15 protein-coding genes are annotated in these 18,770 nt (G+C 61.8%); 8 read left to right on the top strand and 7 right to left on the bottom strand.

Annotation, left to right across the window (positions count from 1 at the left end; all coding sequences use genetic code 11):
* Positions 1-280 precede the first annotated feature (280 nt).
* The 4 genes from LPB73_RS23910 to LPB73_RS23925 all read left to right on the top strand — a co-directional run bounded on the left by LPB73_RS23910 (position 281) and on the right by LPB73_RS23925 (position 5,027).
* Complete coding sequence (locus LPB73_RS23910) at positions 281-2,017, top strand: hypothetical protein (protein WP_231078427.1); 1,737 nt, start codon at positions 281-283, stop codon at positions 2,015-2,017.
* Positions 2,018-2,131: 114 nt separating this feature from the next.
* Positions 2,132-2,857 (top strand): thermonuclease family protein, encoded by a 726-nt coding sequence (locus tag LPB73_RS23915; RefSeq protein WP_231081239.1) that lies wholly within the window; start codon positions 2,132-2,134, stop codon positions 2,855-2,857.
* Positions 2,858-2,910: 53 nt separating this feature from the next.
* Entirely contained in the window at positions 2,911-3,762 is an 852-nt protein-coding gene (locus LPB73_RS23920) for an LssY C-terminal domain-containing protein (RefSeq protein WP_089266719.1), read from the top strand.
* An 86-nt stretch (positions 3,763-3,848) separates the two neighbouring features.
* Complete coding sequence (locus tag LPB73_RS23925) at positions 3,849-5,027, top strand: pyridoxal-phosphate-dependent aminotransferase family protein (RefSeq protein ID WP_231078428.1); 1,179 nt, start codon at positions 3,849-3,851, stop codon at positions 5,025-5,027.
* Here LPB73_RS23925 and LPB73_RS23930 read toward each other — a convergent pair.
* The 4 genes from LPB73_RS23930 to LPB73_RS23945 form a co-directional block, all read right to left on the bottom strand.
* Positions 5,024-6,289 (bottom strand): MFS transporter, encoded by a 1,266-nt coding sequence (locus LPB73_RS23930; RefSeq protein WP_231081241.1) that lies wholly within the window; start codon positions 6,287-6,289, stop codon positions 5,024-5,026. The two genes, LPB73_RS23925 and LPB73_RS23930, sit on opposite strands and share 4 nt — an antisense overlap.
* A gap of 87 nt (positions 6,290-6,376) precedes the next feature.
* Positions 6,377-6,964 carry a PRC-barrel domain-containing protein gene (locus tag LPB73_RS23935; RefSeq protein WP_231078429.1) on the bottom strand — a complete coding sequence of 196 codons (588 nt, stop codon included), beginning with the start codon at positions 6,962-6,964 and terminating at the stop codon, positions 6,377-6,379.
* 57 nt (positions 6,965-7,021) lie between these two features.
* Positions 7,022-9,223: an amylo-alpha-1,6-glucosidase gene (locus LPB73_RS23940; RefSeq protein WP_175369566.1), complete on the bottom strand. Its 2,202-nt coding sequence runs from the start codon at positions 9,221-9,223 to the stop codon at positions 7,022-7,024.
* 75 nt (positions 9,224-9,298) lie between these two features.
* Positions 9,299-11,065: an ABC transporter ATP-binding protein gene (locus LPB73_RS23945; RefSeq protein WP_231078430.1), complete on the bottom strand. Its 1,767-nt coding sequence runs from the start codon at positions 11,063-11,065 to the stop codon at positions 9,299-9,301.
* Between the two features lie 302 nt (positions 11,066-11,367).
* On the opposite strand from LPB73_RS23945, the gene LPB73_RS23950 reads away from it, so the two are divergent.
* The 4 genes from LPB73_RS23950 (at position 11,368) to LPB73_RS23965 (ending at position 15,420) form a co-directional block, all read left to right on the top strand.
* Positions 11,368-12,432: a glycosyltransferase family 4 protein gene (locus tag LPB73_RS23950; RefSeq protein ID WP_231078431.1), complete on the top strand. Its 1,065-nt coding sequence runs from the start codon at positions 11,368-11,370 to the stop codon at positions 12,430-12,432.
* A gap of 188 nt (positions 12,433-12,620) precedes the next feature.
* Positions 12,621-14,204, top strand: coding sequence for a Na+/H+ antiporter (locus LPB73_RS23955; RefSeq protein WP_231078432.1), 1,584 nt, complete (start codon positions 12,621-12,623; stop codon positions 14,202-14,204).
* A 113-nt stretch (positions 14,205-14,317) separates the two neighbouring features.
* Complete coding sequence (locus LPB73_RS23960; protein ID WP_093758024.1) at positions 14,318-15,067, top strand: glucose 1-dehydrogenase; 750 nt, start codon at positions 14,318-14,320, stop codon at positions 15,065-15,067.
* A 173-nt stretch (positions 15,068-15,240) separates the two neighbouring features.
* The gene (locus tag LPB73_RS23965) at positions 15,241-15,420 is read left to right on the top strand and encodes a hypothetical protein (RefSeq protein WP_231078433.1); all 180 of its coding nucleotides are present in this window, start codon (positions 15,241-15,243) and stop codon (positions 15,418-15,420) included.
* A gap of 7 nt (positions 15,421-15,427) precedes the next feature.
* Here LPB73_RS23965 and LPB73_RS23970 read toward each other — a convergent pair whose 3' ends face one another.
* The 3 genes from LPB73_RS23970 to LPB73_RS23980 all read right to left on the bottom strand — a co-directional run bounded on the left by LPB73_RS23970 (position 15,428) and on the right by LPB73_RS23980 (position 18,765).
* The gene (locus tag LPB73_RS23970) at positions 15,428-16,792 is read right to left on the bottom strand and encodes an FAD-containing oxidoreductase (RefSeq protein ID WP_231078434.1); all 1,365 of its coding nucleotides are present in this window, start codon (positions 16,790-16,792) and stop codon (positions 15,428-15,430) included.
* A 114-nt stretch (positions 16,793-16,906) separates the two neighbouring features.
* Positions 16,907-17,902: a branched-chain amino acid ABC transporter permease gene (locus LPB73_RS23975; protein WP_231078435.1), complete on the bottom strand. Its 996-nt coding sequence runs from the start codon at positions 17,900-17,902 to the stop codon at positions 16,907-16,909.
* A complete protein-coding gene (locus tag LPB73_RS23980; RefSeq protein ID WP_068737690.1) occupies positions 17,899-18,765 on the bottom strand; it encodes a branched-chain amino acid ABC transporter permease in 867 nt (288 codons plus the stop codon). Before LPB73_RS23980 ends, LPB73_RS23975 begins: the two co-directional genes overlap by 4 nt.
* Between the last annotated feature and the right edge of the window lie 5 nt (positions 18,766-18,770).

Below are 18,770 nucleotides of genomic sequence, written 5' to 3' on the forward strand. Positions count from 1 at the left end.
GCCAAACCAATGAGTATTAAATGCGCTCAATTTGCGGCATCGCAGCAAACTGGTTGTTAACCCGTCGAGCCCACCCGGGCAACCGGTAAAGGCCGGGATTTAAGACAGGGTTACTGACTGACCAGGCTAAGGTCTTGAACGGGCTTGCGCTTCACGCAATTGTAATCTCGACCGATTCGTGCAATTTTTCAAAGGCTTGCAGGTGTCGGGAGGCGATTGCGCCGCAGCAGCGGCGGGCGGTTTTCGAAGCGTGCGCAGGGACCGCACTGAAAGAAACCTCATGGGTGTGACTTATTTTGCCGGCGCCGCATACCGCGCGCTGACAGCCAGCAAGGACGGCCCGTCGCTTTACGACCTCTGCGATCCCCTATTCCACAAGCACACCGGCGGCGACGCCCATATCGTCAAGTTCTACAAAACCGCGCTTGGCAATGCCGCGCTTCGTCCGTTGCTCTGCCGCGCCGGCCTGCCCGAGTTGCGCGATCCCTCCCGGTTCAAAGCCATACAGCAGGCCCTGAGAGCGGCGCGCGACGACGAGAAGCCCGATTGGGAAGCCATCGGCCAGCCCATCGCCGAGCTGCTCGACACGGTCACATTGAGCCATCCAGAGCCGAAGCCCGTGACGGCGTCAGCGCAGGCACCGTCACTGGGCGAGATCGACCATGTCATCAAGGCCTGCGGCACGCATCTGTTGCGCTCGTTCGACCGCAACGGCTTCATTCCTACTTACGCGGCGTTCAACCTGATCGGCGATCCCGACATGCATGGCCGCGATTTCCTGATGGCCCTGACAGGCCTCAATTCGCGCGGCTACAAGAATTCGACGCTGCTGTTCACCCTCGCGCGCATCTTCATCGCACGCTCACCGGCCGGAGAACTCATCAATCCGCCATGGACCGGAATTGCCGAACCCATGTGGGAGCCGGTGCAGATCCGGCATCGCTCCGCCTATTACGACGCCTTCTTCACCGAGGCGCTGCTCAGCTTCGGCGAAACCGGACTGCCGTCGCCGGACCAGACGACATCCTCGCGCCGCGCCATCGATGCGATGGTTGAATTCTGCCTGGTCACCAGCCGCGAGGAAGTCCGCTCGCATGACGGAACGAGTTTGAACGTCATCACGGCGCTGGCACCGCCGCCGCATCCGCGCTTCAGCCGGCTGTTCGCACAGATCAAGCAGGACCTCGGTTTCGGCATCTATGTGCCGGACTGTGACACCACCGCCTGCTCGTTCTCCGCCGCCACACAGGCCGGCTCGACCGATCCGATCCTCGATCAGCCTTTGCTCGACTTCTATGCCGGCTATCAGGTCGGCAACGGCAGCAACGAACCGATGGTCACCGTACCGCTCAACAACCACATCGACTATGACGGCGCCGTCGTTACCTGGATCGACAATCTCGCGGGCGAGCGGCCCTATGGCAACGATCTCGATCCGACACTCAATCTCGACGTGCTCGAAGTCTCGTTCCGGAATCTCGTCCGCTGGAAGGTGATGGAAACACCGACACGTCTGGAAACGATGCAGCGGATCATCGGCTTCCAGCGCCGCCTTGTGGCATCCGGCGCCTTCGCCGATCCGAAATCGCACATCTACTATCTGCCGGAGCTCTACAGCGCCTATTTCGGCCGCTGCTATGCGGCTTTCCGTGAATTGCCGGCCGAGACACAACAGGCCATCGATACCGACGGCACGTTCGACTTCATTCGCCTGCGTGTTCTCGCTTATGTGCAGGACGAGTTGATCGCGCGGGAGATGAATACTTTCGATGCGGCACTCGCACTGATCGCGCTTGGACATCTTGGCGGCGAGCTCGCGCATTTCGCACCTGCGCTGCGCTGCATCATCACCGCCACAGGCGAAGGTGGCCGCAAGGGTCCGTTCAAGGCCTATGAATGGAACAAGATGAAAACGCCGACACGGATTCTCGTCGGCGGCCCCGAAGTGACCTCAGCCTTCGTGCTGATGGGTCTCGCACTGGCGCGGCGGAGAATGATGAACGGCCACGCCGCATAGTTCATCGCGCGAAGTTGAAGGTATGAAGGGGCGACCGCGCTGGCATGCACGGCGAAATGCCCGCACTGTCTCCGGATTGTCGTCATGATTTTGCAATCAAATGGTTCGATGCGCATGTTCCGCACCTTCTCTCTTTTCGTCGCGATGCTTTGCATTCCCGCACTGGCACAGGCCGCCGACGTGACCGGGGTGCCGAAGATTCGCGATGGCGACCAGATGACCATTGGCGCGACCCGCATCCGGCTCGCCGGCATGGACTCGCCCGGCCTCGATCAGTTGTGCCTGAATGCCGCCGGCGAGCGCTGGACCTGCGGTGTCGCAGCGCATGAAGCGCTTGTTGAACATGTCGGCGACAAGAGCTGGACCTGCCACGTGCTACGGACCGATCGCTTCGGTCGCTCGGTCGCCAAATGCGAGGTGGACGGCGAGGACATCAGCCAATGGATGGTGAAGAGCGGCTGGGCGCTCTCCTATGTGCGCTTCTCGCATGCCTATGATGCCGACGAGAAAGCCGCACGTGAGGCCAAGGCCGGACTTTGGGCCGGCGCGTTCTTTGCGCCCTGGGACTGGCGCGTACGCAACAAGAAAACCACCATTCTCGGCTCGATCAAGCCTCCGGAGGATGCCTTGCCGATCTTGCTGGCCTCGGCATCCGGCCACGTGGCGCCGTCTCCAACTTGCCGGATCAAGGGCAACGTCAACCGGGCCGGCGTCTGCATCTACCACACGCCCGAAAGCCGCTGGTATGCCAAGATCAGCATGCGGATCAGCAAGGGAACACGCTGGTTTTGCTCTAAAGAAGAGGCCGAAGCCGCCGGCTGCCGCGAGACCCGACGATGACATCGTGGCGCTGACGTGGCAGGTTCCCCGCTCAGATTCGATCGAGCGGAACCGTGGCTGACCTGCAGACGGATGTCATTGCGCAAAAACAACGCCGCAGCCGGACATTCCGGGCGGCGCGGTTGACGCTGCTCGCTTTGGTCATCTATGGCGGCATCGCCTATCTGTTGCTCCCCGAACTCTGGACCCATTACGAGCACCAGAAGAGCCTTGCCGGATTGCCGATGACGACGATGACCGCACAAGGTATTCCCGGCGATCCGATCAATGTCGGCCTGATCGGCGACAAGAAGGACGTGCTGTGCGCGATGCATGCTGCCGGCTGGTATCCCGCCGATCCCGTAACCTTGCGCTCGTCCCTCGAAATTGTCGGCAGCGTCTTGCTCGACCGCCCCTATCGCGAAGCACCGGTGAGCCCGCTGGTTTACCTCGGCCGCCGCGAGGATCTCGCTTTCGAGAAGCCGGTCGGCAACAGCGCTGATCATCGCCACCACATCCGGCTCTGGAAGGTCCTCGACAAGGGACAGGAAGATCGCCCGGTCTGGCTCGGCGATGCGACTTTCGATCGCAGCGTCGGGATCAGCAAATACACCGGCGCGATCACGCATCATATCGCTGCCGATATCGACGCGGAGCGCGCGGTACTCGCAGGCGACCTCGAAAAGGCCGGCATGGTCGAGGCCAAATATCAGGTCACAGGAATCGGGCCAACCGTCGCCGGCCACAATGGCGGCGGTGACCTGTACTACACCGATGGCGAAGTCTGGATCCTGCGGCTCGTGGTGGCCTGCGCCAAACACGACGGCCCTCCCGAGACGATCCCGAGCCCGGCGGCGACCGAGATCAAGGACCAGATCTTCCAGGCCATCGCGAATGTGATCGGGCGTGATGCGCTGACTCACTAAGCGGTGAAATTCAAACCACCTCACACGCGCTTTGATTTCGCGCTGCGCCATGGCACCATGGCCAAAAATACCAACAAGGATTGAAAATGGTCGTTCGTGCAGGTCGTGAATTTCTCGCCATCCCCGGCCCCACCACGATGCCAGACGAAGTATTGCGGGCGATGCATCGTCCGCCGCTGGATATCTACTCCAAGGAAATGGTGCAGCTCACATTCGGGCTGCTGCGCGATATCGGCACGTTGTTCGCCACCAAGGGCAACACCTATATGTATATCGCCAACGGGCATGGTGCCTGGGAAGCGACGCTCACCAATGTGCTGTCGCGCGGCGACAAGATCCTGGTGCTGGAAAGCGGGCGTTTCGCGGTCGGCTGGGGCCACGCGGCGCGCGCCATGGGCGTCGACGTGCAGAGCCTGAAGGGCGACTGGAATCGCGCCATTCGTCCTGCCGAGGTTGAAGCGACGTTGCGACAAGACACCAAGCATGAGATCAAGGCTGTGCTTGCAGTGCAGATCGACACGGCGTCAGGCGCGTTCAACGACATTGAAGCCATCGGCAAGGCGATCAAGGCGGCCGGTCATCCCGCATTGTTCATGGTCGACACCGTCGCGTCGCTCGGCTGCATGCCATTCGAAATGGATGCATGGGGGATCGATGTCGCCATGTCCGGCTCGCAGAAAGGCCTGATGACACCGCCCGGCCTCGGCTACGTCGCGGCGAATGATCGTGCGCGCGAAGTGCACAAAACTGCCAATCTACGCACGCCCTATTGGGACTGGACCGAGCGCGACGGCGACGAGCACTATCGGAAACATTCGGGCACCGCGCCGGTGCACCTGATGTTCGCACAGCGCCAGGCCATCGACATGCTGTTCGACGAGACGCTGGTCAACGTGTTCCAGCGCCACCGATTGCTGGCGGAAGCCGTCCGCCGCGCCGTCGCCGTATGGGCCGACGGCGGCGTGCTGAGCTTCAATATCATCGAGCCGAAAGAACGCGGCAACACGGTCACGACGGTGCGGATGGACAACCCGACGCCGCTGCTCGATTACTGCCGCGATAAATGCGGCGTCATTCTCGGCGTCGGCATCGGCGACCTGCACGAAAAAGCATTCCGCATCGCCCATATGGGCCATGTCAACGCGCCCATGATCCTCGGAACGCTCGGCGTGATCGAGATGGGACTGCAGGCGCTCGGCATTCCGCACGGCAAGGGCGGCGTCACGGCGGCGGTCAACTTCCTCGGCGAGAGCGTCGCGCCCTAGGGTCCGCTCTCAACCTCGCCGTGGTCGCGGCGGGTTTCCGGCATCACCAGCCAGATCAGCAACAGACCAAGCCCGGCGACGCAGGCCAGGCCGACAAAGGCAACCGGCGCGCCGAGCTTGTCGGCGACGAAGCCGGCCGTCACCGTGCTGAGTGACGCGCCGATGCCAGTGGCGGTGCCGACAATGCCTTGCGCGAGACTGAAGCGACCGCTGCCAAAGGCGATGTCGGCGACGATCAGTGGGATCATCACGCTGAACACGGCAGCAGTGACGCCGTCGAAGATCTGCACGGCGACCAGCGCAAACGGGTCGGTGACCACGGCGAATAGCAATCCGCGGATCACGAGCGCGGCGAAGGCGATCAGCAGCAGCGGCCGACGGCCCCATTGCTGCGCTTTTCGGCCAACCGTCGGCGAGGTCGCCGCGACAATGGCCTGCGGTACCACGATGCAGAAGGCAATCAGCGCCGGCGCCCAATCGGCCGAGCGCGTCGTGACGACGCCCGCCATCAAAGGCAGCATCGCGGCATTGGCAAGCTGCAGCAGCAGTACAGCGCAGGCGAAAATCAACAGCGGTTTCTGGCGCACCAGATCGCGAAAACGGATCGGCTTATTGCTCTCGGCCTCTTTGGTGCTGGCACCATGGGCCTGTGCGGAATTGATCTCCTGAGGTCGAATCCGCGACAGCGCGTAGAGCACCGGCAGCGCCAGCAGGAAGGTGACGATGAACACCGACCGGCTGGACAGTAGATAACCGCAGGTGCCCATGACGGCGGCGGCGACGCCATTGCCAAGCGAGGCGAAGCGCGCATTGCGCCCCAGCCGTTCGCCGATCCGCAGCGGCCCGACCAGCCCCAGGCTGATAGCGGCGATCGCAGGACCGAGCACACAACTCGCCATCGCATGCAACGTCGCTGCCGCGACAATGACGGGAAACACCGGCAGCGCCGCGTAGGCTAGCGCACAGCCGCCGATGGTCGCGACTGCGGCGCCGGCGACCAGCCGCGTCGAGCGCGCCGCATCGATGATCGCGCCGCCCGGAATTTGGCCGAGCAGCGCGACGATGCCCCCGATCGACAGCACGAAGCCGATCTCGACCTGGGTCCATTTCTGTGTGGTGAGATAGACCGCAACGAACGGACCGAATCCGGTTTGCACATCGGCGAGAAAGAAGATGAACCAGTCGAGCCCGCGCAGGCTCTGCTTCGATGGCTCAGGACTCCGCTGCGGCTCCTGCGGGCCCAACTCGGACTCCGGCGCAATCCCCGGCGCACAGGCAACCTCGGGCACCGCCGCGACATCGTCGCGGCGGGAGAGATCGGCTGCACGTGTGGTCGCGTGAACCGCCAATTAGCGCTCCTGCATGGTGAGAGGCGGAAACCTCAGCGGCGTCAGCGTGCCGGACGCGCCGAGCACGACGATCGGCTGGTCGTCCTTGTATTCCGGCGCAGCACGCACCTGCTCGCGTGTGAGATCGAGCGTGATGCTGGCGGTCTTGTCGGCCACGTTCCAGAAATGCAGCGCACCCCAATCGACCACGATCTTGCGCGAGCCGACCCCGAGGAATCCGCCGAAGTCGATGACCGCGCCGCGCACCTGCCCCGCGCGATCGACGATCACGTCGGCGATACGTCCCATATTCTCGCTTGCGGGGCTGCGCACATCGCGGCCGAGAATGCCTTTGGCATCGAAAGCGTCGATCACCGTAACCGATGGCGGTTTGGCGACAGACGCATGAGGCGTGGACGCGACCGGTGGCGCTGCCGGCTGCACCGCAGCCGCATCCGGTGCTGGCGGCGGCACGGACGGCTGCGCTTCAGGGGTGGATTTCTCTGACGACGCGGGCGGAGGCACAGGCGCATCCGCCGCCTGGCACACGGCCACGGCGTTCAACGCCAACGCTACAGCCAATCCGGCAACGATGCGAATTGCAGGCATGGAAACTCCCTCACACGCGTTTCGCTGATGGGTACGACCCCAGCGCCAGGCGACGCGTCAATGCGTCAATACGATCGATACCTGGATCTGACCGCGGGTTCGCAGCACTTCCAGCGACACATCGTTCTCGTGTTTGCGCAGGCAGAGATCGACGCTGGATTCGCCGAGCCGAAGATCACGCAAAATGACGTATTGCAGGAAAGCGGGCAGCCGCGGATTGCGGAAACGAATTTCCCCGCGCGCGACATCGAATTCGATTCCCAGTGCTGCCTCGAGCAGAGTATACGGCGTAGCGCTGGCCCAGGCCTGCGGCGCGCAGGCCACCGGATACAAGGTCGGGCCGCGGCGTTTTTCGCGCTGGAAGCCGCAGAACAATTCGGGCAATCGTCGCAGGTCCATATAGGCCGCGGTGTCGAACAAGCCCTTGAAGACGGCCTCGACCGAATGCTTCAGGCCATAGCGCGCCAGACCGAGTGTGATCAGCGCATTGTCGTGCGGCCAGATCGAGCCGTCATGATAGGACATGGGATTGTAGCGCGCCTCGCCGCGCGCGATGGTGCGAATGCCCCAGCCGGTGAAGAAATGCGGACGCATCAGGTCGGCGGCGACCATGCGCGCACGGTCTTCACGGACGATGCCTGTAAACAGCAACTGTCCCGCATTGGAGGCACGAACCGCGCAAGGCATCTTCTTGCCGTCGAGCGCAAGCGCATAGGTGCCGAGTTCCTCGCACCAGAATGCTTCCTCGAACCGCGCAGCAAGTTGCTCCGCTTCGGCCTCAAGCTGCCGGGCCTTGTCGGGCAGGCCTATGCGCAATGCGAGACGCGACGCCAGATGCTTGGCGGCGAAGACATAGCCTTGCACCTCCGCCAGTGCGATATTGCCCTCAGCGAGCTTTCCATCGGCATGGAAGATGGCGTCATACGAATCTTTCCAGCCCTGGTTCTGCAATCCTTGTTCGGTCGCGCGCTGATATTCGACAAAGCCATCCCTGTCGGGATCGCCCGGACCATCGATCCATCCGAGGGCCGCCTCAACGGCCGGCCACAGCTCGCGCAGGGTTTCATCATCGCCGGTGCGCTCGACATACATCCCAGCGAGCATCACAAAGAGCGGCGTGGAGTCGACGCTGCCGTAATATTGCGCGAACGGGACTTCGCGGAGCGCAGCCATCTCGCCGCCGCGCATTTCGTGCAGAATCTTGCCGGGCTCGGCATCCGCAAGCGGATCGACCGACTTCGCCTGAAATGCCGCAAGCCGTTTCAGCACGCCGCGCGCCACGCGCGGATCGATCCACAACAATTGCAACGCCGTGATCAGGCCATCGCGACCGAATGTCGTCGAATACCAGGGAATACCGGCATAGGGATATCGCCCCTGCGGCGTATTCGTCATCAGGATGCTGAGATCGGCCATCGCCTGGCAGAGTACCTCGTTGAAAATATCGTTCGAGGTCTCGACCGTCGCCGCCCCCTTGCTGAAATTGCGCATCTCGCGGCGATGCGCGAGCAACCCGCGGAAGAACGGCACAGGCTTGTGGCCGACCTCGGCATTGCAACTGACAGCAACGAACAGTGACGTCGTTTGCTGCGGCTTCAGCTCGAAGTGGTAGGTCGCGGTGTTGGCTGCCAGCCGCGTCGGGCGCGGATCGAAATGCACCATCGTGCTGAGCGGCTTACCGTCGAGGCCGGTATATTCCAGCGCAACGTCACTGGGCCCGACCAGGCGGCTGGTGGCGATGCCGCGATGCTTGCGCTTTTCGCCGCGCACCTCGAACAGATCGGCAAAGTCATTGTCGAATGACAGCGTCAGATCGAAACTGGCGCGGTGTTCGCCGTGATTTTGCAGGCCGATCCGCTGATAGGCCGCACCGCGCCACAGGAAGAACGTGCGCACGATGTGCAGCATATCTTTCTGCAGCACGAGGCGGCCGTTGCGATAGATATCCGGATTGGTCAGATCGACGGTCAGCGACGAGTTGTCATCGCGCAGATTCGAGCCGAGCAACAGCGGCTGAACGTCGTTCAGCGCCAGCTCGAGCCGCGCGAGATAGCGCGTGTCGGCATTGAACAGGCCATCCGGGCCGCCCGCGGACGCGCCGATGTCACCATGGCTGTCGAGCACCACGAACGTATCGTCGTGCTTGAGTGCACGTCGCGGGCGCGACGCAGGACCCGTCATCGGAATGTAGAACGGCGACTCGACCGCCTTTTGATCGGCGATAGCGTTCAACTTGGTCGCGGCGGCTTCGATGGGCATGGATGACCTCGGCCGGTTGTAAGGTGAAGACAGGCACGAAGATAAACGCAGCGCCTGGAGAGGATAACTGAGTCGTCAGGCTGCGTGCTGCGCGAGACGGCTCATTTCCTGTGTGACGAGTTCCCGATATGGCCCCTCGCCCTGCATCAGATGATCAGGTTTGCCATCCTCAATGATCTTGCCGCTCTGCAGCATGACCACGCGATCGAAATTGCGCAACGTCGCGAGGCGATGCGCGATCGCGATTACCGTGCGACCACGCATCAGACGCGCCAGCGCCTCACGGATCGCCTCTTCCGATTCACTGTCGAGGGCAGCCGTCGCCTCATCCAGCAGCAGAATGGGCGCGTCCTTCAGGAAGGCGCGTGCAATGGCGATGCGTTGACGCTGCCCGCCGGACAGTTTGACGCCGCGGTCCCCGACCATGGTGTGAAGACCTTCCGGCAGCGTCTCGACGAAGTCGCAACGCGCCGAAATGGCCGCACGCAATACCTCGTCATCCGTCGCCTCGGGACGTCCATACCGGATGTTCTCCATGATGGAGCGATGGAACAATGAGATGTCCTGCGGTACCACGGAGATCGCGTGACGCAGGCTGTGCTGGGTTACGCGTGAAATATCCTGGCCATCGATGGTGATGCTGCCATCCTGGACGTCGTAGAAGCGCTGCAACAGCACGAACAGGCTCGACTTTCCTCCTCCGGACTGGCCGACAAGGCCAACGCGCTGGCCGGCATTGAGCCGCAATGTGAACTTGTCGAACACCTGCAGACCGCCGGGGTAGCGGAACGAGATATTGTTGAAGGCGATCGCCGCACCTGACTTCACCAGCGGCTCGGCCTCGGGATGGTCGCTAAGCTCATGCGGCACCAGCAATGTGGACAGCGCCTCGGACAAGCGCGCAACATGTTGCGTGACATCCACGAGCGCCACCGCAAGATCTCGCGTCGCATGCAGAATCGAGAGACCGAGCGTACAGATCAGAACGACATCGCCGGTGCTGGCACCGCCGCCTTGCCAGAGCATGATCGCCCAGGCGAGCAGCCCGATCGTGAGCGCGACCGTGATGGCCGCATGCGTCAGACGCAGACGCTCAAGATAGCGCAGGCTGCGACCACGGGCGTTCAGCTCGCGATCGACCGTTTCATCGAAGCGGTCATGTTCGAAGCTCAATCCGCAGAATGCGCGGACCAGCGGCATATTGTTGATGACATCGACCATTTCGCCATCGACGGCGGCCGCCTTGCTGGCGAAGTCGTCATGCAGTTTCTTGCCGGCCGCGGCCATCTTGAACATCATCACGACGACCGCGCCCGCCACCACTGTCAGTCCCGCCGCCATCGGCAGGCTGACGGTTCCAATCAGCAGGATCGCCGCGAATGTCGCGACGCAGGGCGGCAACACGTTCCAGACAAACATGTTTTCGACCGTGAAGACCGCGTTGGATGTTGCCGTGATACGGCTGGTCAGCATGCCGGGCAGCCGATCCGAGAAGTAGCTCGGTGCGTGTCCGGTCAGATGGCGAAAGATATCGCGCCTGAGATCACCGGTGACACCAACGAATGTGTAGCTCGCGGTCCAGCTGGCCACGCGCCACAGGAACATGTCTGCCGTGATCAGCGAGATCAGAACGCCAAATGCGATCCAGACGGTATTACCGGGTCCCGAAGGTCCCGATGAGAGGCCATCGACTAAAAATTTAATTCCGTACTGCGTGCCCACCGAACAGGCGACGGCTGCAAGCACGGATATCAGGATGATCAGATGCGATGCAGAACGCATCCTGATATAGCGCATCACGAAAGCGAAAGGGCGATACGCATATCCGGAAAGACTGTCCATGTGATTGTCAAAACCCGTTGAATAAGAACAAGAATCTCGACGGACAGCGTCCCCGCCCGCTGATGGAGATGATGCCATCCCGAATTACCCACGCTCTCGCCATCTCGGCGCAACATTCGGGCAGCATTAACACTCCGGAAACCGTGGTTGAACGTGATGGCATCAGCAAGACCACAGTGTGGACGAACTACGCAGATCACATAGGAACCTCGCAGATGCGAGAACGTTCCAGCTTCAGCATACCGGTACCGACACGTCGTCGCTGAAGTTGTTCATCACTTCCAACATGGGAGATATGTAAAATGCGCATCGCGCAAGTTGCTCCGCTGACAGAAGCCGTTCCGCCGAAGCTCTATGGAGGCACGGAACGCGTCGTCCACTGGTTGACCGAAGAGCTGGTGGCGCAGGGGCATGATGTTACGCTGTTCGCCAGCGGCGACTCTCAAACGTCAGGCAAGCTTGACGCCGGATGGCCGAAGGCGCTGCGGCTCGATGGCTCTGTCCGCGATCCCAACGCCCTCCATATGGAAATGCTCGAGCGCGTAAGACAGAAATGTGACGACGACGAATTCGACGTTCTGCATTTCCATCTCGATTACTATCCGTTCTCGCTATTCTCCCGCCAACCCACGCCATTTCTCACGACGCTGCACGGCCGTCTGGATCTGCCGGAGCATCAGCCGACCTTCACGACCTTTTCCAAGATTCCCGTGATTTCGATTTCGAATGCGCAGCGGCGCCCGGTACCGCAGGCGAATTTCGTACGCACGATCTATCACGGCCTTCCCGAGAAATTGCTGACGCCGCAACCGATCACGCCGAGCTACCTCGCCGTGCTCGGGCGTATTGCGCCCGAGAAGGGCGTCGACCGCGCGATCAAGATCGCCATCCGCGCCGGCATCCCGCTGAAAATCGCGGCCAAGATCGACCGCGCGGATGAGGACTATTACGAACAGGTCGTTCGCCCACTGATGGATCATCCGCTGGTCGAATATATCGGCGAGATCAGCGACCGGGAGAAGCCGGAATTCCTCAGCGGCGCCTATGGTCTGTTGCTGCCGATCGACTGGCCGGAGCCGTTTGGCCTGGTGATGATCGAATCGATGGCCTGCGGCACGCCGGTCATTGCCTATAACCGCGGCTCGGTGCCGGAGATCATCGACGAGGCCCTCACCGGCTTCATCGTCGAGGACGAGACCAGTGCAGTTGCCGCGGTGGGTCGTCTCGCCGGCATGGACCGTACAGCGATCCGCAAGCAGTTCGAAACCCGCTTCACCGCCCGGCGCATGGCTCTCGATTATGTGGCCACCTATCGCAGCATGATGGAGCATAGGGTGTCGCTGCGACTGGTCAGCAGCGCAGAGTAGTCTGAAGCGCATAATTAAGGCATCGAAGGGCGGCCCGTCGGGTCGCCCTTTTTCGTGCTGGCCTGCTGCAAAATCACTGGCCCGCTGTACAGCCCGTGCGACATTTGCAAGATAGATGACAGACATCAGATCACGGCATTGGCCCGAATCGACGTCCGACCGTTTTTCTCGCATCTCGACAGGCCCTCATGACCGCCGTTTCCCGCTTCGAAATTATCCTGCTGCTGATGGCTGTCATCGTTTTGCTCGACATGATCGCGCGGCGTTTTCAGCTCCCGCGCGCGGCTGCCCTGATCCTCGGCGGCATCGGCTTCGCACTGATCCCGGGCACCCCGGATGTCGAAATCGACCCCGAGCTGGTGCTCGTGCTGTTTCTGCCGCCGCTGCTGATGTCGAGCGCCTGGTTCACCTCCTGGCGGGATTTCCGCGCCGATCTTCGCATCATCCTGCAGCTCGCCGTCGGCGCTGTCTTCTTCACCACCCTCGTGGTCGGCGTGGTTGCGCATCTGGTGATGCCGTCGCTGCCCTGGGCTGCCTGTTTTGCGCTCGGCGCCATCGTCTCGCCGCCGGATTCGGTGGCGGCCAAGGCCGTGCTGCAGAGCGTGCCGCTTCCGCCGCGCATCATCGTGCTGCTGGAGGGCGAAAGCCTCGTCAACGACGCATCGGGCCTGGTGCTGCTGCGCTTCGCCATCGCGGCAGCGCTGACCGGCTCGTTCAGCGCCACTGCGGCCACCGTGAGTTTCTTCTCGGTCGCGATCGGCGGCCTGCTTGTTGGCATCGCATTCGCCTTCGCCGCCATCCTGGTGATCAAGCGCATCAAGGAAATCGACCTTGCGATTGCATGGACCTTCCTGGTCGCCTGGATCTCCTATATCGCCGCGGAAAAGCTCCACGTCTCCGGCGTGCTGTCCACCGTCGCCTGCGGCATGATCCTCGGATGGAAGCAGCACGAATTCTTCGGCGCTGCGACGCGCACCCGGGCCACCGCAGCGTGGAGCGTCGTCGTATTCGTGCTGGAATCTCTGGTGTTTATCCTGATCGGGCTGTCGCTGCGCGGCGTGCTGTATCGCCTCGGCGGCTATGACGCGGTGGTGGCGCTGTTGCCGGTGACGGCTGCTGTCATCGCAGCAGTGATCCTCGCCCGCTTCGCCTGGATGTTTCCCGGCACCTATCTGCCGCGCATGCTGATGCCGAAGCTGCGTGCCCGCGACCCCGCTCCGCCATGGACGGTACCGTTCATCATGAGCTGGGCCGGTTTGCGCGGCGTGGTGAGCCTCGCTGCCGCATTATCATTGCCGGAGGAATTTCCGGGCCGCGACGTCATCCTGGCGATCACCTTCGCAGTCATCCTGGTAACCGTCCTTGTCCAGGGTTCGACGCTGGCACCGATCGTGCGCCGTCTCATCAAAACCGACAATGTCCGCGCACCGCATCATTCCAAACTCAGCGAAGCGCAGGCGCGCGCGCGCGTTGCGGCCGCGCAATTTTCAGCTATCGAGAAGGCGTCACGCAATGATGACGGCACACATCGCCATCCGCGCCTGTTCGAGCAATATACCTATCGCAAGGGCGCCGCGGCGCGCTATGCCGAAGAGGCTGAGGCACTATCGCCGCACCGCATCGACCATTACACGACCGTGCTGGCCGCCATCGAAGCCGGCCGTGCAGAGCTTCTGAAGATGCACCGTGAGGGCGAAATCCACGACAGTGTGCTGCATGCGATCGAGGAAGGCCTCGATCTCGAAGAAGTCAACGCAAGACGTTTTCTGTAAAGGCCACGCTTCCTTTAGCAGCCATTCGCCGTGGCGCCTTCACAGCCGCCACCATCGGCTCTAACCTTGATCGTCAAGCGCCAGACAAGGCGCAAAATCCGGGAGAAAACAACATGCGACTTCAAGGCCTATCCACTATCGTCACCGGCGGCGCATCGGGTTTCGGTGCCGAGATCGCGCGGTCTTACGCACGCGAAGGCGCCAAGGTCGTCATCCTCGATCTGAATGCCGATGGCGCGAAAAAGGTTGCGGCCGAGATCGGCGACAGCGCAATCGCCCTTGGCGGCAGCGTCACCAGCAAGGCCGATGTTGATGCCTCGGTGAAGCTCGCGGTCGAAAAATTCGGCAAGCTCGACGTCGTCGTCAACAATGCCGGCTGGACCTTTCGCAACAAGCCCTTGCTCGAAGTGACCGAAGAAGAATTCGACAAGGCGTTCGACATCAATGTGAAATCGATCTTCCTGATGACCAATGCCTGCGTGCCGGTGATGAAGAAGCAGAAGAGCGGTCGCATCATCAATATCGGCTCGACAGCCGGCGTCCGGCCGCGCCCGGGCCTGACCTGGTACAACGCCACCAAAGGCGCGGTGAACCTGATGTCGAAATCGATGGCCGTGGAACTGGCGCCCGATGGCATCCGCGTCAATTGCATCGCGCCGGTGATCGGCGAAACCGCGCTACTGGAATCCTTCATGGGCGTGCCGGATACGCCAGAGAACCGCGCTAAATTCATCGGGACGATCCCGCTCGGCCGCATGTCGCGCCCCTCGGATATCGCCAATGCCTGCGTGTATCTGGCCGGCGAGGAATCCGAATTCCTCACCGGCGTGATCCTGCCGGTCGATGGCGGACGGACAATCTAGAACGAGGAAATTCATAAACCATCGAATCCGGTCAGATTCGATTCACCACGCGCGTTAAGCAGTTCACCGGCCATTCATGCGATGGTCGCGTCATGATCGAGGGACACACCTCGGCAGGGAAGGCGTCAGGGTCAGGCCGGTCAACGGTCTGACCCCTCTCTTTGGGGATCGGCATGGCACAAAAGAAGAAACCGGCTCCGCGCAAGAAAGCCAGTGCATCGGACGCTGTTCATCCGATTTCTGCAGTCGCGGCCGTTGCAGTCCGCAGCCTTATCAATATGGCGATTGTGTCCGCATCCTGCGCAACCACCTTGTTGACGCTGATGGCCGTGCTCAAGTTCCAGACCGCCTGAGCGGCGATCACTTCATCTCGTTGAGCAGCGTCGGGATCAGTTCCGACACCGTCGGATGGATCGGCACTGCCCATTGCAACTGGGTGTAATCGGCGCCGGCATTCATGATGTCGAGGATGCCATGGATTGCCTCGTCGCCTCCGGTACCGAGGATGGCGGCTCCCAAAATCTTCTTCGTTTCAGCATCGACCACAACCTGCATCATGCCCGCGGTCTCACCCTTCTCGACGGCACGGCCCACATGGATCATCGGCCGGTTGCCGATCAGCAATTTTCTGCCGGTGGCCTTTGCCTGAGTCAGCGTCATGCCGACGCGGCCAAGCGGCGGGTCGATGAACAGCGCATAGCCGGGAAGCCGATCGCTGACGCGGCGGCTTGCGCTATCGAGCAGGTTCGCGGCAATGATCTCGAAGTCGTTGTAAGCCGTATGCGTGAAGGCGCCGCGGCCGTTGCAATCGCCCATCGCAAAAATGCCCGGCACATTGGTAGCGAGACCGTCATCGACCTTGATATAGCCCCGCGCGTCCACAGCGACGCCAGCCTTGTCGAGACCGAGATCGTCGGTATTCGGCCGTCGCCCGACTGCGAGCAAAACATCACTGCCGATGATCTCCGGCGCGCCTTCGGTGCAGTCGACACCGACAGTCACGCCATCGGGATGTGGCTTGAAGGTGATGCATTCGGCATTGGTTCGGATATGGATGCCCTCGGCGAGCAGGATATCGCGGATCGCCTCTGAAATCTCCACATCCTCGCGCGAGACCAGATGCGCGCCTTTCTCAACCACCGTCACTTCGGCGCCGAAGCGGCGATACATCTGCGCAAATTCGAGCCCAATATAACTGCCGCCGATGACCACCAGATGTTTCGGCACGCGATCCAGCTGCAGGATTCCCGTATTGGTCAGATAGGTGACGTCGTTGATCCCCGGCATGTCCGGCACGACAGCCCGCCCACCGACATTCAGGAAGACCTTTGGCGCCGTCAGCAACTCATCGCCGACGCGGATCGTATCCGCAGATTCGAAGCGCGCGTGCCCATTGATGACCGTGCATTTGTCCATACCACGCAACCAGCTTTCGACGCCGTTGCGCGAGTCATGGATTACCTTGTCTGCCCGCGCCTTCACGCGAGCCATATCGATCCGCACGGGCGCGTCGAGCATGACGCCATAGTCAGCACCGCGGCGTGCGAGATGCGCAGCATAGGCGCTGGCGACCAGTGTCTTGGTCGGCTTGCAGCCGGTATTGACGCAGGTGCCGCCGAACAGATGGCGCTCGATAATCGCGACCGACATGCCTGCGGATGTGAGCCGACCCGCGAGTGAAGGTCCGGCCTGCCCAGCGCCGATGATGATAGCGTCGAAGCGCATGATTTCAGCTCCCAACCGGCACAGCCAATGCTCCGCCGTGGCGAGAGACTATCGTTGGAAATGGCATCAGCCAACGGATGACCGAAGTTCCAGCGCCGGAAATTCCCAAACCGCTTAGGGCTTGCCGGCAACCGCCGGGCCGCGCCAGCGCGCCCAGAGCCGCTCAAACAGCGGCAACAGCCCACGCGGCGTGACCAGGATCACCGAGATCACCACGATGCCGTAGATGAAATAATGCAGGCCGGGCAGCGTGCTGCCGAGCTTGCCACGCAGGATTTCACCGAGCGGCACCAGCAACAGGGCACCGAGCGCCGGACCGTAGGCACGGCCAAGCCCGCCGACCGTTGCGAACAGCACAATCTCGATGGTGATCACAGGCGAGATCAGGAGATAGGGATCGGCAAAAGTGAGGTAGCGCACATAGGCAGTACCGACGACGGAGGCGAGCATCGCCGAGATCACCATGGCGGTGATCTTGTAGCGCAGGATGTTGACGCCAATCGCCTGCGCCGCCTTCTCATTGTCGCGGATGGTGCGCAGATAATAGCCAAGCGGCGAATTGAGGATCGCGACATTGACCAGCACGCAAATCGCGGCCAGCCCCAGCATCATCCAGAACGCACCGTGACCGCCGCCAAACTGGAACGCCAGGAAATTACCCGTGTCCTTCGGCAGCAGCAGCCCGGACGCGCCGCCGAGGAAGTCCCAGCCTTCGACGACGATGCTGCCCATTTCCGCGAAAGCCAGCGTGATTAGCACGAAAGAGAGATGGCCGAGCTGAAAGCGGAAATCGATCCAGGCAATCACGGCGCCCAGGATTCCGGAGATCACCGCCGAAATCACGAGACCCAGCCACATATTGATGCCGAGCTTGAGCAGGAGCGCGGCCGAGAACATCGATCCGATGCCGATGAACAGGCTGTGCGCCAGCGAGATCTGCCCGGCCATGCCGCCGACGATGTTCCACGACGAGGCTAGTGCCACATAGACCAGCGCCAGCGTGAGGATGTGGACGTAATAGCTCGACAGCACGAACGGCATGATGGCGGCGATGACCAGCGCGCCCCACCAGATCGGCGATGCGAGCGTCTTGTAGAATTCGTCTCTCATCGTGCCGAGCTCCAGGTCAGGCCCTTCGGGAGAAACAGCATGATCGCCACGAAGATGATGTATGGCAGCAGCAGGCCGATCGGGCCGTCGAGATAGATCGTGCCGAAGGCTTCGGCGATGCCGATGATCAGACCCCCGAGCATGATGCCGACGAAATTGGTCATGCCGCCGAGCACCACGACTAGCAGCGTGATCACGGTGTAGCGCAGGCCCTGGGTCGGCTGGATCGGAGTGCCCGGCAGCAGCAGCGCGGCGGCCAGCGCGAGAATGCCGATGCCGAGCGCGAAAGTGAGCACCTGGACGCGGCCGACATTGATGCCCATTAGCGCCGCGGCATGGGCATTCTGGTGCACGGCGCGGATCGAGCGGCCGAAATCGGTCGAGCGCAGCATGATGTAAAGGCCGATCGCCAGCGCGAAGGAGACGACGAAAGCCACGATATGCGGCACCCGCAGCACCACGTCACCGAGAATGATCAGCTTGGATTCGACGAAGGACGGCGTGCGTGCCGGCTCGCCGCCGAACACCATCAGGATGCCGTTCTGCAGCACCAGGCTCAGACCGAGCGTAAGCTGCACCACCATCAGGAACTGATGCCCGACCATTGGCCGTATCAGGAAGATGTAGACCAGTGCGCCGATCGCGGTCATCAGCGGCACCGTGATGATGATGGACACATAAGGGTCCATGGCGAATGCGGAATACAGGGCGAGGCACATGAACATGCCGAGCGAGATGAAATCGCCATGCGAGAAATTGACGACGCCCGACACGCCGTAGACTAGCCCCATGCCCAGCGCCAGCAAGCCATAAGTGGCGCCGATCAGAAGGCCTTGGGCGAGAGCTTGATAAAGTTCGGTCACATCAC

The sequence above is a fragment of the Tardiphaga sp. 37S4 genome (assembly GCF_021044645.1).
GTDB lineage: Bacteria > Pseudomonadota > Alphaproteobacteria > Rhizobiales > Xanthobacteraceae > Tardiphaga > Tardiphaga robiniae.